General features: G+C 41.9%; 13 protein-coding genes. 7 read left to right on the forward strand and 6 right to left on the reverse strand.

All coding sequences use genetic code 11. The features are described from left to right. The first annotated feature begins 135 nt into the window (after positions 1–135). Both DC487_RS15555 and DC487_RS15560 read left to right on the forward strand, forming a co-directional pair. Positions 136–729: an RNA polymerase sigma factor gene (locus DC487_RS15555; protein ID WP_239016404.1), complete on the forward strand. Its 594-nt coding sequence runs from the start codon at positions 136–138 to the stop codon at positions 727–729. 72 nt (positions 730–801) lie between these two features. Then, positions 802–1,881, forward strand: a complete 1,080-nt coding sequence (locus DC487_RS15560) for a S1C family serine protease (RefSeq protein WP_116776894.1) — start codon at positions 802–804, stop codon at positions 1,879–1,881. A gap of 80 nt (positions 1,882–1,961) precedes the next feature. Here the strand turns inward: DC487_RS15560 and DC487_RS15565 are convergent, their stop codons facing one another. The 3 genes from DC487_RS15565 to DC487_RS15575 form a co-directional block, all read right to left on the reverse strand. Beyond that, positions 1,962–2,597, reverse strand: a complete 636-nt coding sequence (locus DC487_RS15565; RefSeq protein ID WP_116776895.1) for a peroxiredoxin — start codon at positions 2,595–2,597, stop codon at positions 1,962–1,964. 97 nt (positions 2,598–2,694) lie between these two features. Next, a complete protein-coding gene (locus DC487_RS15570; protein ID WP_165799112.1) occupies positions 2,695–4,188 on the reverse strand; it encodes a PH domain-containing protein in 1,494 nt (497 codons plus the stop codon). Continuing rightward, the gene (locus tag DC487_RS15575) at positions 4,181–4,729 is read right to left on the reverse strand and encodes a PH domain-containing protein (protein ID WP_116776897.1); all 549 of its coding nucleotides are present in this window, start codon (positions 4,727–4,729) and stop codon (positions 4,181–4,183) included. The genes DC487_RS15570 and DC487_RS15575 overlap by 8 nt, the downstream gene beginning before the upstream one ends. A 139-nt stretch (positions 4,730–4,868) precedes the next feature. Between DC487_RS15575 and DC487_RS15580 the strand changes: the two genes are divergently transcribed. After that, positions 4,869–6,005 (forward strand): acyl-CoA dehydrogenase, encoded by a 1,137-nt coding sequence (locus DC487_RS15580; RefSeq protein ID WP_116776898.1) that lies wholly within the window; start codon positions 4,869–4,871, stop codon positions 6,003–6,005. Positions 6,006–6,050: 45 nt separating this feature from the next. Here DC487_RS15580 and DC487_RS15585 read toward each other — a convergent pair whose 3' ends face one another. Both DC487_RS15585 and proB read right to left on the reverse strand, forming a co-directional pair. Then, entirely contained in the window at positions 6,051–6,452 is a 402-nt protein-coding gene (locus tag DC487_RS15585) for a hypothetical protein (RefSeq protein ID WP_116776899.1), read from the reverse strand. A 169-nt stretch (positions 6,453–6,621) separates the two neighbouring features. Then, on the reverse strand, positions 6,622–7,656 hold the full coding sequence (proB, locus tag DC487_RS15590; protein ID WP_116776900.1) for a glutamate 5-kinase: 1,035 nt from the start codon (positions 7,654–7,656) through the stop codon (positions 6,622–6,624). 113 nt (positions 7,657–7,769) lie between these two features. Here proB and DC487_RS15595 point away from each other — a divergent pair, with 113 nt between their 5' ends. Further along, positions 7,770–10,778 carry a glycosyltransferase family 117 protein gene (locus DC487_RS15595; protein WP_116776901.1) on the forward strand — a complete coding sequence of 1,003 codons (3,009 nt, stop codon included), beginning with the start codon at positions 7,770–7,772 and terminating at the stop codon, positions 10,776–10,778. 39 nt (positions 10,779–10,817) lie between these two features. Here DC487_RS15595 and DC487_RS15600 read toward each other — a convergent pair whose 3' ends face one another. Beyond that, positions 10,818–12,488 carry a glutamine--tRNA ligase/YqeY domain fusion protein gene (locus tag DC487_RS15600; RefSeq protein ID WP_116776902.1) on the reverse strand — a complete coding sequence of 557 codons (1,671 nt, stop codon included), beginning with the start codon at positions 12,486–12,488 and terminating at the stop codon, positions 10,818–10,820. Positions 12,489–12,629: 141 nt separating this feature from the next. On the opposite strand from DC487_RS15600, the gene DC487_RS15605 reads away from it, so the two are divergent. The 3 genes from DC487_RS15605 to DC487_RS15615 all read left to right on the forward strand — a co-directional run bounded on the left by DC487_RS15605 (position 12,630) and on the right by DC487_RS15615 (position 15,371). Further along, entirely contained in the window at positions 12,630–13,886 is a 1,257-nt protein-coding gene (locus DC487_RS15605) for a hypothetical protein (RefSeq protein ID WP_116776903.1), read from the forward strand. Positions 13,887–14,191: 305 nt separating this feature from the next. Further along, a complete protein-coding gene (locus DC487_RS15610) occupies positions 14,192–14,473 on the forward strand; it encodes a hypothetical protein (RefSeq protein WP_116776904.1) in 282 nt (93 codons plus the stop codon). A gap of 169 nt (positions 14,474–14,642) precedes the next feature. Next, positions 14,643–15,371 carry a GLPGLI family protein gene (locus DC487_RS15615; RefSeq protein WP_116776905.1) on the forward strand — a complete coding sequence of 243 codons (729 nt, stop codon included), beginning with the start codon at positions 14,643–14,645 and terminating at the stop codon, positions 15,369–15,371.

Below are 15,371 nucleotides of genomic sequence, written 5' to 3' on the forward strand. Positions count from 1 at the left end.
CTCATTGTCAATTAGATAAAGAAAATACGCATATAAGCAGATGCATTTAACAAAAAATCCAGTACGTTTGACATTATTTTCATAAATTAAGTTAACATCAAAGGGTTACTATTGTAGCTAATTACGTATTAATAGGTGAGTAATATTAGAAACATATTGCCAAAAGAGATCGACGATCTGTCTCTGCTGAAAGGCATTGCCAATCGGGACAATCGAGTTATACTACAATTGTATAAGTTGCATTATCCTTACGTAGAGCGGATGATCTTGAACAACAACGGATCGAAAGACCAAGCAAAAGATGTCTTTCAGGAAGCGGTTATGGTATTGTATGATAAGGTTACTGGACAAGGTTTTGTACTCGAGAGCAAGCTCAAAACGTTTCTCTATGCCGTTAGCCGCCGATTGTGGTTGAAACAGCTTGGCAAAAAGTCGAATAATCACTATTCGATTGAGCAAGATGGATTCGAAGAAAGCCCCGATCTGAGTGAAGACCTACAGATGCATGAAGATCAAGAACGACAGTTTGAGAAAATGGAAAGTGCATTGCAGGTATTAGGCGAACCTTGCCAAAGTATATTGACGGATTTTTACCTCCGTAATAAGTCGATGCAGGACATTTGCGAAAAATTTGGATACACCAATACGGATAACACCAAAACGCAAAAATATAAATGCCTCCAGCGGCTAAAAAAATTATTTTTCAGCGGAAACCCGCACGGTGCATAGCTCCTATTAAAGCCTCGCATTCGGACGATTCTGACTGAATGCTGTGTATAGACCTTCAAAAACAACTGGAAGATGGGAAAATGGACTTTACAAGAATTTCTGGAACGAGCCGACAGCTACTTGACCAACGAGCTAAGTGCGGAAGAACGTGCCGAGTTCGATCAATTCCGTCGCGAGAATCCCCTCTTCGAGGAGAAGTTTTTGCAACATCAAGAACTGATCAGCGCAGTAAACCAGTACCAACGTCGCGCGGAATTTAAGCAATCACTGGATGAGGTATTCGAGCAAGAGTATCGCACAACAGCGATTGTCACTCGTCTGTGGAATGTATTGCGTATTAATGGTGTAGCGGCAGCAGTTGTCGCTATTATATCATCTTTAGCGACGCTGTATAGTACTGGGTACTTCTCAACTATTAAAAAAACGACATCTGATTATAGTGCGTTACGTCGTGAGGTGAACAATGTGAAGCGTAATGTGAATGCACAACATACCGCCATCAAAAACATCAACAATAACCAAAACGAGCAACCAGATATGCATTATGGTGCAACTGGATTCTTATTGAATAAAAATGGTTATGTAGTGACGAATTACCACGTGGTGAATGGCGCGGATTCGGTGCATTTACAGAACCGTCTCGGACAATCGTACAAAGCTAATATTATCTATAAGGACATGGCTAAGGATTTAGCTATTCTTCATATTAGTGATGCCGAGTTTATACCAAGCAAAAATGTTCCCTACTCTTTCCGTCGTCAGAATTTAGACTTAGGAGACGATATCTTCACGATCGGTTATCCTCGCGATGAGGCCGTATATGGTGAAGGGTATTTAAGTTCTGCTACAGGTTACGCAGGTGATACTTTAGCTTATCAGATCTCTATCCCATTAAATCCGGGAAATAGTGGTGGTCCTGTTTTTGACCATTATGGAAATATCATCGGTATTATCTCGGGTAAGCAAAAAGGAATCGATGGGGCAGGTTTTGCAATCAAAACGGAAGCGCTCATGAATGCCCTCAATGATATCCCAGAAGAAGTGTTAAAAGGCAATCTAGACCTTAGCGAGAAGAACTCCATGAGCAGCCTGAGCCGCACCGAACAAATCAAAAAGTTACAAGACTTTATCTACATCGTTAAGGTGTATTAAACCGATAACTGATGTATATATCAAAAGGGTCGAAATCATGTGTGATTTCGACCCTTTTCTTTTATCAATTATGACGAAGCCTAAATATTTGGCTGTGGTGTAGTGCGCAGGTAAGGCTTGATTTCCTTGTGTCCTTTCGGGAATTTAGCAGGGATATCTTCTGTTTTGATAGCCGGCACAACAATCACATCTTCACCATGCTTCCAATCTGCTGGCGTAGCTACGGAGTAATTTGCTGTTAGCTGTAAAGAATCAATTACGCGTAGAATCTCTTGAAAATTTCGCCCAGTAGAAGCTGGATAGGTCAACGTCAATTTGACTTTGCGATCTGGCCCAATCACGAATACCGAACGTACCGTAGCCGTGGCCGAAGCATTCGGATGAATCATATCGTACAATTCAGCAATCTTACGATCCTTATCCGCAATAACTGGAAAATCTACTGTCGTATTCTGCGTCTCGTTGATATCCTTGATCCACTCGTGGTGATCTTCGACCGAATCTACACTCAACGCTAATACTTTCACATTGCGTGCTTCAAATTCCTGCTTCAATTGTGCCGTACGCCCCAATTCGGTTGTACACACCGGTGTGTAATCGGAAGGGTGAGAATATAAAACAACCCAACTATCTTTAGTGTAATCGTAAAAATCAATTTCACCAACAGTCGTCTGTGCTTGAAAATTAGGGGCATCATCGCCCAGTCTTAAACTCATATCTTAAACTCCTTTCTTTAAATACCATTCATTATCTACTAATATAGTAGATATTATAGTTATAACAAAGGAGTCGGCTTCCTGTTTGATTAAAAATTTACACTCTTTCAACTGTGTACAAAAGCTGATTCGATAACGAAATCAACTCCTTACGATCAAAATGCCGGAATACCACTTCACCAGAAGCGGTGCTGATATGCAGGTTGGCGGTTTTAGGCATACGCTGCCATATCGTTTGAGATACGCTTACCGAGATAATACGATCCAGCGGCAGCACTATTTCCTTCTGATCCCAAACGCCATCATCTTTAACCAGACAATCTCCATAAATGCGTAATTGATATGTTCTATAATAGATGATATTGTACACGCTCAATACCATAAAGAGGAAGCAGATCGTCCACAAGCCTATTACGCCACCATCTCTATAATACCATAGGGATGCAACGGCCAACGTAATGATGGTCAGCTTCACCATCCTACTGATGAATAAGCCAATCATGGGTTTCTTGATCTCTATAGCCTTGTCTGTCAACGACCTCCCAAAAACCAACTGCCACACCGCTTCTCGCGATAAGCTATTGATTCCAGGAATATGGATGATGCCTTGATCCTTTTGCTCTGGATCTGTATTCACTTGCAGCAGCGATAATATACCGAGATCCATTAGCTTCAAAATACGATTCTGTACAAAGCTCATCATTTGGATTTTCTTGCGATTGAATATCACCTGCTGCAACTGAAACAAGCCATAGTGCATCATAAAATCTCCTTTTTGATTCTTGCGGAGCGAAAAGCTGAAATAGGTAAAAAAGTATTTGACCAGATTGATTCCAATAGGAATAAGAAGTACTAGACCAAATACAAGGAGCAGCTGCCCAATAAAATTCATCCATTGCGCTTGATAATCCTGATAATATCCTTCGTAATCTATTGTTGGAATAAAATCACGAAATACATCTATCAAACCGATCAGAAAGGTGAAGAATAAAAGCAACCCTTGTTTGTAATTGGTGAATAAGCTCACCAACAGAATCGAACTATTTGGAATACGGAACAGCAGCTCATCTTCTATCGCTTGTTGTTGTGCTATGCTTTCCAGAGTATCTGTTTCCGATAAATTTTTAGCGACCAAATAATCCCGTAGCGCTAATGCCGTCGGCTCACTCAATGCATACAAATCTACTTCCTTTTCCTTGCTTCCGGCCGAATCAATTTCCAGACTATATAGATCCAAAGCTTGCTGGATAACATTTTGCCGCACATTGACCTGTAGAATATTTTCGAACTTCAATACAATCTTGCTCTTACTCAGCAGTCCACTACTCAGCACAAAAGTTTGCGATTTCTCATCCACATAAAAGATAAAATTACGATGCCGGAAATAGGAGTAAATAAAATGTAGCAGCACCAATGCACCCAAGATCGTCCAGAATTGCCAAGTCAGAAAAAGATGGCCATTTTTTATGGCAATGAAAACTAATGGCAGAGCCAGAGAACGGATAATTCGCCCGAAGGAAAGCAATCCTTCCACTATAAATCCGCCTGCGTCTAAGCGATGAGGTTGTGAAAAATCCATGGAATTATTCATGTTCCAGCCGAGATTGTTCATCAATAGTTGATACGCGCTCCGCTAAATGCTGTTGCAATGCTAATGCATGCGGATTGTCAAGCCCAGCAATATGCATGTCTTTGCCCGCGCCAGCAGTAAAAAGCTCCACCGTGACCAAACCTAATAATCTGCCAAGCACGGAGGTCTTTACCTTGATGTGTTGTATATGTTTGATAGGAATAACCAAAGTGTACTGCGAAAACACGCCGGCTCGGTATAAAACATCATGCTGCCGAACGGCATAACCTCGGCGACGGAAAGAAATCAAGTTAAAGATTAAATACACACCAGAAAGTACGGTTACTAATACCGCAGCAGATATCCACACCGCAGTTTCCATACCCGTTCCTTCATCTGATGTAATAACCACTACAGCCAGAATAGCGAGAGCAAGTAACCAAATCAGCACCGTATTGCCAATAATTAAGAATCGATATTTGGGAGAAATGGGATAAAAGGAAACCGACTCCCACTGTGGAATGGCATCTAAATTTACAGGATTGTTTTCAAAGCTAGCCATATAGGTATCTGATCGATCTTAGGGAATACTGAAATCTAAAAATAAGTAAATCCGCTACATTTAGAAATAAAAAGCAATTAATTTATTATGCTGACATAATAAATTAATTTATATTTGGGTAACCAATGCAGTAGATATGATGAACTTTAAGTTATCCGAAGAGCATAGCATGATTCAGCAAGCAGCGCGTGAATTTGCTCACGAGTTGAAAGCAGGCGTCATCGAACGCGACGAAAAAGCACTCTTCCCCCACGAATTCGTAAAGAAAATGGCCGATCTCGGTTTTATGGGGCTCATGATTCCGGAAGCTTATGGCGGTGCAGGATTGGATACCTTGGCGTATGTATTGGTATTAGAAGAAATTGCTAAAATCGATGCTTCGACTGCCGTTATCTTATCTGCCCATAATTCATTGGTACTTTGGGGACTGAATGAGTACGGCAACGAAGAACAGAAACAAAAATACCTACGCCCTTTAGCGGCTGGCGAGAAACTAGGTGCTTTTGCACTATCAGAACCTGAAGCGGGCTCTGATGCTTCGTCGCAGCACACCACAGCAGAAGACAAGGGCGATCATTATCTGGTGAATGGTACCAAAAACTGGATTACCAATGGTGGAAATGCCGATATTTATCTCGTAATCGCTCAAACGGATGCCAGCGCAGGCCACCGCGGTATCAATGTATTGATCGTTGAGAAAGATACTCCGGGATTTACCATTGGTCCAAAGGAAAATAAATTGGGTATTCGTAGCTCGGATACGCATTCGCTGATGTTCTCTGATGCAAAAGTGCCAAAAGAGAATCGCATTGGCGAAGATGGCTTCGGATTTAAGTTTGCAATGAAAACCTTGGATGGCGGCCGTATTGGTATTGCTGCGCAAGCGTTAGGTATTGCGGCTGGCGCTTACGACTTGGCTCGTGCCTATTCTCAAGAGCGCAAGACTTTTGGAAAACCCATCAGCAATCATCAAGCAATACAGTTCAAACTGGCAGACATGGAAGTAGAAATTGAAGCGGCACGTTTGCTGACTTACAAAGCTGCTTGGACGAAAGATCAAGGGCTTCCTTATGGTAAAGAAGCGGCTATGGCGAAATTACACACGTCTGAAGTGGCTATGAAGCACACGATAGAAGCCATACAAATCCACGGTGGATATGGTTATGTGAAAGAATACCATGTAGAAAGATTGATGCGCGACGCGAAGATTACGCAAATCTACGAAGGTACTTCGGAGATCCAGCGATTAGTGATCGCTCGAGAAATTTTGAAGTAATGTCGATATTTTAGGCGAGGTATTCTCGCCTAAAATATCCGAATGTTATAAGCTTTGCTTTAGCGCTGCATCGATCTTCGCCAGATGATCGAAATCTTCGAATGAGAAGCTACCCGTGCTGGCAGCATGATGCTCTAACAGACCTTTTGCTTTTTCCAACAAGGATCTGTCGCCACTGATGAAACCATCGTACATATGCAACAAAGCCAATGGTCGCACTTGTTCGACTTGCAAGTTCTCGTCGGCATATGCTTTCAATGCGGCCAGATCCAGCGATTGGAAATATTCGCGGTCTTTGCCAAAATAAGCTTGGTATCCTGCAGCCACTTCTTCGTCTTCACCAGAAGTCGAAAGACCACTCTCCCATTTTTCTACGATCAAGCGTAGAAACTTTCCCATTTCATTGATCCAATTCAGGATCGTATCTTTCTCTACTCGTATTCCCATTTTGTGTTTTCTACTTTTCTATTGCGACCACAAAGGTCTTCTTACCCTATATTTACCAACTTTCTACTTACCTCTTAACCAGCCTTTATCTTGTTAGTAATATTGGTAAATATAGTATTATTCTTCCTACCAAATCACGGATTGCATACTTCAAAATGACCGTTGCGATCTACAGCAATACAATATCATCCGCGTGTGCGACTTCCAGATTTTTCTGCCCTGCATGAGCGCGCAACTCTGAAGAGTCGATGCGTGCTTTGGCCACGGCATAAACGACCTGCTGTTCATCGACCAGCTGGAAAATCTCTCCTGCCACAAAATCTCCAATAATCTCTTGCACACCCACTGCCAATAAACTCTTTCTGGCTTTCAGCGCTTCGATAGCGCCGGCATCAACTTTCAGTTTTCCGGAAATCAAACTGCCAGAAGCCATCCATTTATGCCGTGAAGAGATGCGTTTACCTTGTGCACGGCAAACCGTTCCGGTTTCGCCTAGCATGGCTTTCAGCAATCCATCTTCTGTTTTCATGCTAAAGATTACCGATTCGATACCCATCTGACTGGCTAATCGCGCAAAATTTAGCTTAGAAGTCATTCCGCCTAATCCCACTGAAGATTTATCCTTGCGCGCCAAACCAAGTACCGAGCTATCAATCTGCGCAATTTCTGGCACAACCTCACCTTCCGCATCTAACACGCCGGGTACCGAGGTACTAAAAAGCAATTTCTCCGCACCAAAACCTACCGCAATTAAGGTGGCCAACTCATCATTGTCCGAAAATTTCAGCTCTTGACTGCTGACTACATCATTTTCATTCGCAATTGGAATAATTTGATTGCGCCACAGCGTTTCGTACGTGCTCTTCAACTGTAAAAACTGATCCCGATTGGCAAAATGTTGCCGCTCACAAAGACTTTGCGCCAGCGCAATTTTAAACGGTTTAAAATACGTGGCATAGGTCTGCAACAAGCGTGGATTGCCAATGGCCGCTGCAGCTTTACGCTCGGAAAGCGAGCCGCGATAATGCGGCAAAAATCGCTTGCCAGCAGCTACCGCTCCCGACGACACCAATACGATATTATATTTTTCTTGGAGTTTACTCACTTGTCGCGCGATCTCTAAAATAACGCGTTCATCTACTTCACCCTGCTGATCGGTCACCGCAGCAGAGCCAAACTTAACAACCAAAATAGGCTTCTTCATAACGGAAGTAAATTAGAATTAATTTCTTGTTCGCGCAAGTCTGTTAAGATTTGTTAATCATCTAATTCGAGAGTAATTAATCCCTATTTTTAACGCTAATAAACTGCCTTATTATGAATTACAACAAATGGAATAACCTCACGGGATGGCTATGTGGCATACTGGCAACCCTAGTATATATCCTCACCGCTGACCGTACCACCAGCTGGTGGGATACAGGCGAATTTATTGCTTCGGCTTATAAGTTGCAGATTGTACATCAGCCTGGTGCGCCACTCTTCCTCATGATTCAAAATATCTTTAGCAATCTTGCCGGTGGCGATGTGACACGTGTGGCATTTTGGATGAACATCGGTTCGGCCGTCTGCAGCGGTTTTACCATTGTTTTCCTGTGTTGGACTATTACCGCACTAGTGCGCAAAGTGTTAGTTAAGCGTGGCCTCGAACCAAACAACACACAGCTTTTGCAGATCATCAGCGCGGGCGCTATTGGCGCATTAGCTTATGCATTTACCGATACCTTTTGGTATTCTGCGGTTGAGTCCGAAGTATATGCTATGTCGTCGTTATGTACCGCAGTCGTATTGTGGTTGGCTGTGAAATGGATGCATCGCTCGGATCAACCCGATGCCAACAGATGGTTGCTGCTCATCGCTTACGTGATGGGATTATCCATCGGTGTGCATTTGCTTAATCTGCTCACCATACCGGCGATTGCTTTATTAATTTATTACCAGCTATCGCCAAGTGTACATTGGAAAGGCATTTTAAAAACCTTGTTGATCGGCGTGGGCGTGCTTGGATTTATTTTGTGGGGCATTATTCAATATACAGTAAAGATGGCTGCCTATGTTGATCTTGCTTTTGTGAATAGCTTTCACCTGCCTTTTGGTAGTGGGATTGCTTTTTTTGTCATTCTCTTGATCGCTGGCTTGATCTACGGACTGGTTATTACCAATCAGCGTAACAAACCGATCTGGAATATTGCGCTATTAGCGACCTGTTTTGTACTTTTTGGATACAGTTCCTACACCTTTTTGCCCGTACGGGCGCAAACAGAAATTGCGCTGAATAATAACAATCCTAACGACGTGTTTTCTCTATATGGGTATATTACACGAGAGCAATATCCGTCGGAACCATTATTGAAAGGACCAACTTTCAATGCGAATCCTATTGATGTCAATGAACAATCCTTTTATAGAAAAGATCCTTCGAAATACACCGAAATTTCATCTAGCAAATCGTATGTATATGATCAAGAAATGCTATTCCCACGGGTGTGGAGTGAGCGGCATGCTGCGTACTACCAAAACTACTTGGGCTTAAACGATGGGCAAACGCCGACGCAAGCAGACAACTTGAGTTTCTTCTTAGAATATCAACTGAACCATATGTATTGGCGCTATTTTATGTGGAATTTTGTTGGTAGGCAAAATGATACGCCGAACCCGATGGTTTCTTCCTTTAATGGAAACTGGTTGTCGGGTATCAAAGCCATTGATGAGGTGCGCTTAGGCGGACAACAGACTCTCGATCCGATTTTCACTAAAGATCCGTCCCGCAACACCTATTTCTTTTTACCGTTGTTGATTGGTATAGCAGGGCTGATCTGGCATTTCCGAAAAAGTAAACGCGACGCACTAGTCATCAGCTTGCTATTCTTCTTTACGGGAATCGCCATTGTATTGTATCTAAATCAATCGCCATTGCAACCTCGCGAACGCGATTATGCGTATGCGGGTTCATTTTATATGTTTTCCATCTGGATTGGGATGGGCGTTTTGGCCATTACAGAACTTTTGCGTAAGCGGATGGCGCTGCGTTGGGCTACGGGCTCCGCCGTCACGATCGCTTTGTTGGCCGCGCCAACACTGTTGATTGTCCAGAATTGGGACGATCATGACCGATCCGATCGCACGATGGCGAAGCATATGGCGTACAATTATTTAGAATCTTGTGCCCCGAATGCCATTCTATTCACGTACACCGATAATGATACTTTTCCTTTATGGTATCTGCAAGAAGTAGAACAGGTGCGTCGCGATGTGCGCGTCGTTAATATTGGTTATCTGCAATCGGATTGGTATTTGGAACAACTGATGAAGGATCAGGCCGATTTGAAAGCATTGCCGATCCACATTGAGCCGCAGAAAATCGCGAAAGGCGTACGTGAAGTATTGCATTTTGTTGATATGCAGATCGATGGAAATGTGGATGTCAGTACTTTGCTCGACATTATGCTGTCAGACAGTCAGAGCAATCAGCTACAGCTGCAAAATGGAAAATATGCTAACATATTACCCACTAAAAACTTCCAGCTCCCCATTGATAAAGATGCAGTGATCGCCCATCAGGTGGTTCCTAAAACATGGGAAGATAGCATTCCCGAAAAGTTGGAATGGACTTACAACAAAAATTATGTATCACGCGCTGAGTTGGGATTAATGTCTTTGTTGGTGAATAATAATTGGGAACGTCCGGTTTATTTCTTCTCGAGAATGCCCGAAGAGCATACGATGGGACTAAACAAATATCTGGTATCAGAAGGATTGGTGCATCGGCTGATGCCGGTAGAACGCGGTCAGCCCACAGAGCAACCGACTTTGGTGAATATGGACACATTGTATGAGAACATCACGCAGAAACTGCAATGGGGAAATCTGAATCAATTGGCGCACTTGGACACCGATTCGCGTTTTATCTATGAGAATTACTTATATCCCGATGTACTGCATTTAGCATTACAGGAATTGCGGCAGCAAGATGAGCTGGATAAAGCGGGGCGCGTTGCGGCTATTGCTTATCAAGAACGACCTAAACAGGTAAACAATATCACTCAAGTATATCAAAATACCTTGGTGATCGATACCTTGTACAAAACGAAACAATCCAACGAAGCAAATACGATGTTGCAGCAGAACCTTGCCTACTTGGCCGCAGATATGGATTATAAAGCTTCTGTATATGCCAGCAAGCAAGAATTAGATGTGCGCAATATTCGTTTAGGAATGACAACCTTGGCGATGTACACCGAGATGCTGCAAGAAGAAGAACATCCAGCTTTGCTTGCCGAGGTGCAAGCATTAGACCGGAAATATCATCAGATTTTTGGACAATAAATAGAAAGAGCGGATCGTGATGATCCGCTCTTATAACTTTTATCCTTTTTTCACTTCCTTCGCCCAGGAATCTCGCAACGTTACCGTGCGGTTGAAAACCAAGTGCTCTGGCGTAGATTTGGTATCCAAGGTATAATATCCCATCCGGATAAACTGATATCCTCTGCCCAGTTCAGCATTTGCCAAATCTGGCTCTACATAGGCTTGCTCGACGATTTGTAAACTTTCTGGGTTGATCGATGCGCGGAAATCTTCTGCCGCAGCAGGATTTTCATCTTGGAACAAGCGATCGTACAAACGTACTTCCACCGTTTTAGCATGTGGTACCGATACCCAATGTATCGTTCCTTTCACTTTCAAACCAGAGGTATCTTCTCCAGATTTGGAATTCGGCAAATAGTTAACATGTACTTCAGTAACTTTTCCAGATTCGTCTTTGACGAAATCGTGGCATTCTACAATGTATGCATGTTTTAGGCGAACCGATAAACCAGGGCCTAAACGGAAGAATTTCTTCGGAGCATCTTCCATAAAATCTTCACGCTCGATCCACAATTCACGGGAGAATGGAATCTCACGTGAGCCTTCTCCACCTTCTACTTCTGGATTATTCTCACCAACTAAGATTTCTTCTTTTCCCTCTGGATAGTTGGTAACGACTAATTTGATCGGATCGATCACAGCCATACGTCTCCAAGCAGTTTTATTGAGATCCTCGCGGATACAGAATTCCAACAAACCGACATCGATCATATTCTCGCGCTTCTGTACACCGATGCGCTCACAGAAGTTGCGAATACTCGCTGGTGTATAACCACGACGGCGCAATCCCGAAATAGTTGGCATGCGCGGATCATCCCAACTTTCTACCAAACCTTCGTTGACCAGTTGTAGCAGCTTGCGCTTGCTCATCACCGTATAATTCAGATTCAGGCGTGAAAACTCGTATTGTTTAGACGGGAAGATTTCCAATTTATTGATCAACCAATCGTATAATGGACGATGTGGAATAAACTCCAACGTACAGATCGAATGCGTGATTTTCTCAATCGCATCCGATTGACCATGCGCGAAATCGTACATCGGATAGATTTTCCATTTATCACCGGTACGGTGGTGGTTCGCGTGCTTGATTCTATATAACAATGGATCGCGCAAGTGCATGTTTGGGTTGGCCAAATCTATTTTAGCGCGCAAAACCTTCGCGCCATCAGGATATACGCCATCACGCATCTCTTGAAACAATTGCAAATTCTCCTCAACCGAACGATCGCGGTACGGTGTCGGTACCCCAGGTTCTGTAGGCGTACCTTTCCCAGCCGCAATTTCTTCGGCCGTGCTATCATCCACGTAAGCCAATCCCTGACGGATCAACTCCACAGCAAATTCATACAATTGATCGAAATAATCGGAAGTGTACAATTCATTTGCCCACTGGAAACCCAACCACTGAATATCTTGCTTGATACTATTTACGTATTCTACATCCTCGGTAACGGGATTGGTATCATCAAAACGCAAATTGGTCTGTCCATCGAATCTGTTGGCTATAGAAAAGTTTAAACAGATCGATTTAGCGTGGCCAATATGAAGATAACCGTTTGGCTCCGGCGGAAACCGTGTTAATACACGGCCATCGTTTTTGCCTTCGCTCAAATCTTTTGCGACGATTTCTTCAATAAAATTCAGTGATTTTTCTTCCTCTAACATGTTGCAAATTTAGGGATTTCCACGGTATAATCGCTATACTGTAGCAACGAAATCAGCACGAGAAATATCGGTTAGATAACAGTAAATTTTGAATAAACGCCGATTAATCGGGATCTTTATCATTCATCCATAAAAATTAAAATGAAGTATCCCTTTCTCGTGTTTGCGTGTCTTTTATTACCCATTATCCTATTTGGTCAACGAAAGCCCAAACCGACATTGCTGGTATATGGAAATGGTTTAGAAGCTTATGCAGCAGCGGTGCAAGGTGCACTATCTAATGTACCCACGCTTTGGGTGATGAATGGTAATTTGCAAGACTTGATGATTACGGAAAAACCTTCGCAACTTACTATCAATCATAGCTTGGACGGTGGCATCTGGATGAAGCTCTTGATGGAAATGGCCGATTATAAAAGCCCTAACGATAGTGTGGCCACTATAATCAAACAGGATATCACTATTGAACGACTATTGATTGCGACGAATCAACTTGTACAAAAACTTCCTCCCTTAACCATCGTTGAAAGCACTTCAATAAAGAAAATAGCATGGGGCAGAAAAGGCTGGCAGGCGCAATTGAGCAATGGAAAACGATATACCTTCCGGTCGGTGATTGATGCGTCGACCGATCAAGGGCTAGCCAGCGTAGTGCCAGAACAGGATCGCTGGAAACCCGAAGCCAATACGCAAAGCTCCTTATCCGATTTGCAACGCGCTCGCACCACCTTAGCCATTGGTACAGATCGCAACTCGATACGCACACTTACTACTTCTGAATTACTCCGCTCAGTAAAGAATAATTTCTTTTCCTTGCAGTCGCTAAGCTCTTTCGAACCATCTGTCGAAAATATTCCATTACGCATGCACTATGCTCAGGCGATTGGTGCAGCCGCAGGTTACACGGCTTTTTTTGAGGTGGATGCAGCTCAGATCGATGTACGCAAATTACAATCTGAACTGTTGACTTACAAAAGTCGGTTGCTACCTGCGATCGATGCGGCTAGCGAACATCCTCACTTCGGCAGTTGGCAGAAAATCTATTTGACAGGATTATTTCCAGTAGAAAACAATAGATTTTCATCTGAAAAAGAAGTTACTTACTCGGAGATCAGACCGATACTCCAAGAATTATATTCCCGTAGTCAACTTTGGTTTTTGGATCATGATGGCGAGGAACTTCTATGGAAAGACGCGATAGAATTAGTCAAATTTTTGGGCACACGTGGACAAGAAGTAAATAGACAAATAGCCACAGAGTGGAATAACAAACTTCAATTCGACACGGTTTACGATCTTGACCGCCCAATTACTCGAGGAGAGTTTTCGGTGATATTAGACCAATTTGCCAATCCTTACGGTGTAACGGTAACGCACGCAGGAGAAGTTAGGCGATAAACAAGAGAAGCGGCCTATCGCCCGCTTCTCTTATATTCTATGATTCTAAACTGCTATTGATAAGCAAATACGTTATCCAAATCAATATTAGAATCGAATGTGCAGTTTGGTCAACCAATTCACCTGTTCCGATATTGATAACCATGCCGTGCACCGCTCTGTTTCAAAATGACACACTGTTAAATAGAATTGAATATTAGAAATAAAAAATCACTGAAATTAAAATGTAAAATTTTTTATAAAAAATTTTAATTTAAATAATTATTATTAAGTTTAAAAAACATTATTAATTAAATATTAAAATTATGAAAAAATTATTTTTTACACTAGTATTAGTAGGTGCATTCGCTTTTGCTAAAGCAGAAGCAAAACCTCTCAGTAACGAAACGAAACCTTTAAATTCTTCGGTTATCGAAACGTTAACTAACACAGAAAACGTCAAATTATTAAAACTAACTCCCGAAGAAGCTAATCGAATAATAGCGAGTTCACAATTTAATGGAAAGAATGTTGCCGTAAAACAAGCTGCTAACGACATTCTAATTATCATTTGGGACGACGGCGAAATTTGGATTATTTTCTATTAGAAAAATCGATCACCACAATACGTAGGGCAATTATGATGTACAATAATTGCCCTATCCGTAAAATTAAAACATCATCAATTATCAGAAAACGACTGAGGCATAGCACATCAAATATGTGCCACATACTTAGTGAAAGATCGTATCCTTATTTTCATTAAATTTTAAAAATATGCGAATCCATGTAATTCTTCTGTGTACACTTACACTATTTCACTTAAAGTCAGGCGCTCAGTCCTTAACTGTGCACTATGAACAACGTGTCAACACGGAAAAACAACTACGAGAAATAGCTGATCCTGAAATTAAAAAACAGGTATCCTATATGCTATCCAAACCTTCTAATTATATCTTGAATTATGAAAACGGCATATCCTTGTACCTAAAAACACCCAAGGAAACTGTTGCAGAGGATTTAAATATAGATCAGTCTGTGAAATTCAAAACAATTACTTTATCAAGCGATGATAGTGGTATTTATAAGAATTTCAAAACAAAAGAATATCTCCATGGGGTCGACATATTAGGTAAAAGTTTCTTAGTGAAAGATAAGCTAGAACCATACGAATGGAAACTGGAAGATGAGGAGAAAAACATTGGCGAACACAGGGTAGGCAAAGCCACAGCTAAAATAAATAATCTAGATATAGTTGCTTGGTATGCTAAAGATATTCCAGTCCAAGATGGGCCGAAACATTACTATGGGTTACCAGGGCTTATTTTAGAATTAGTTGAAGAAAATAACACTTATCAAGCTGTAAGCATAAAACCAAATGATAATAAGCTTGAAATTACAAAACCATCAAAAGGTAAAGTTGTAACATTTAAAGAGTATAATGAGATCAGGGATGAAAAAATAAACGAAGTAAGAAAGAATGCAAGATCCATGCTTGGAAATTGA

The organism is Sphingobacterium corticibacter, assembly GCF_003076635.1.
Classification (GTDB): domain Bacteria; phylum Bacteroidota; class Bacteroidia; order Sphingobacteriales; family Sphingobacteriaceae; genus Sphingobacterium; species Sphingobacterium corticibacter.

What these genes read in the sequence shown, in the direction of transcription:
- DC487_RS15605 (WP_116776903.1), top strand. Translation starts at nt 12,630, where the DNA reads ATGAAGTATCCCTTTCTCGTGTTTGCGTGTCTTTTATTACCCATTATC.
- DC487_RS15600 (WP_116776902.1), bottom strand. Translation starts at nt 12,488, where the DNA reads ATGTTAGAGGAAGAAAAATCACTGAATTTTATTGAAGAAATCGTCGCA.
- DC487_RS15560 (WP_116776894.1), top strand. Translation starts at nt 802, where the DNA reads ATGGGAAAATGGACTTTACAAGAATTTCTGGAACGAGCCGACAGCTAC.
- DC487_RS15615 (WP_116776905.1), top strand. Translation starts at nt 14,643, where the DNA reads ATGCGAATCCATGTAATTCTTCTGTGTACACTTACACTATTTCACTTA.
- proB (WP_116776900.1), bottom strand. Translation starts at nt 7,656, where the DNA reads ATGAAGAAGCCTATTTTGGTTGTTAAGTTTGGCTCTGCTGCGGTGACC.
- DC487_RS15570 (WP_165799112.1), bottom strand. Translation starts at nt 4,188, where the DNA reads ATGAATAATTCCATGGATTTTTCACAACCTCATCGCTTAGACGCAGGC.
- DC487_RS15595 (WP_116776901.1), top strand. Translation starts at nt 7,770, where the DNA reads ATGAATTACAACAAATGGAATAACCTCACGGGATGGCTATGTGGCATA.
- DC487_RS15580 (WP_116776898.1), top strand. Translation starts at nt 4,869, where the DNA reads ATGAACTTTAAGTTATCCGAAGAGCATAGCATGATTCAGCAAGCAGCG.
- DC487_RS15575 (WP_116776897.1), bottom strand. Translation starts at nt 4,729, where the DNA reads ATGGCTAGCTTTGAAAACAATCCTGTAAATTTAGATGCCATTCCACAG.
- DC487_RS15585 (WP_116776899.1), bottom strand. Translation starts at nt 6,452, where the DNA reads ATGGGAATACGAGTAGAGAAAGATACGATCCTGAATTGGATCAATGAA.
- DC487_RS15565 (WP_116776895.1), bottom strand. Translation starts at nt 2,597, where the DNA reads ATGAGTTTAAGACTGGGCGATGATGCCCCTAATTTTCAAGCACAGACG.
- DC487_RS15610 (WP_116776904.1), top strand. Translation starts at nt 14,192, where the DNA reads ATGAAAAAATTATTTTTTACACTAGTATTAGTAGGTGCATTCGCTTTT.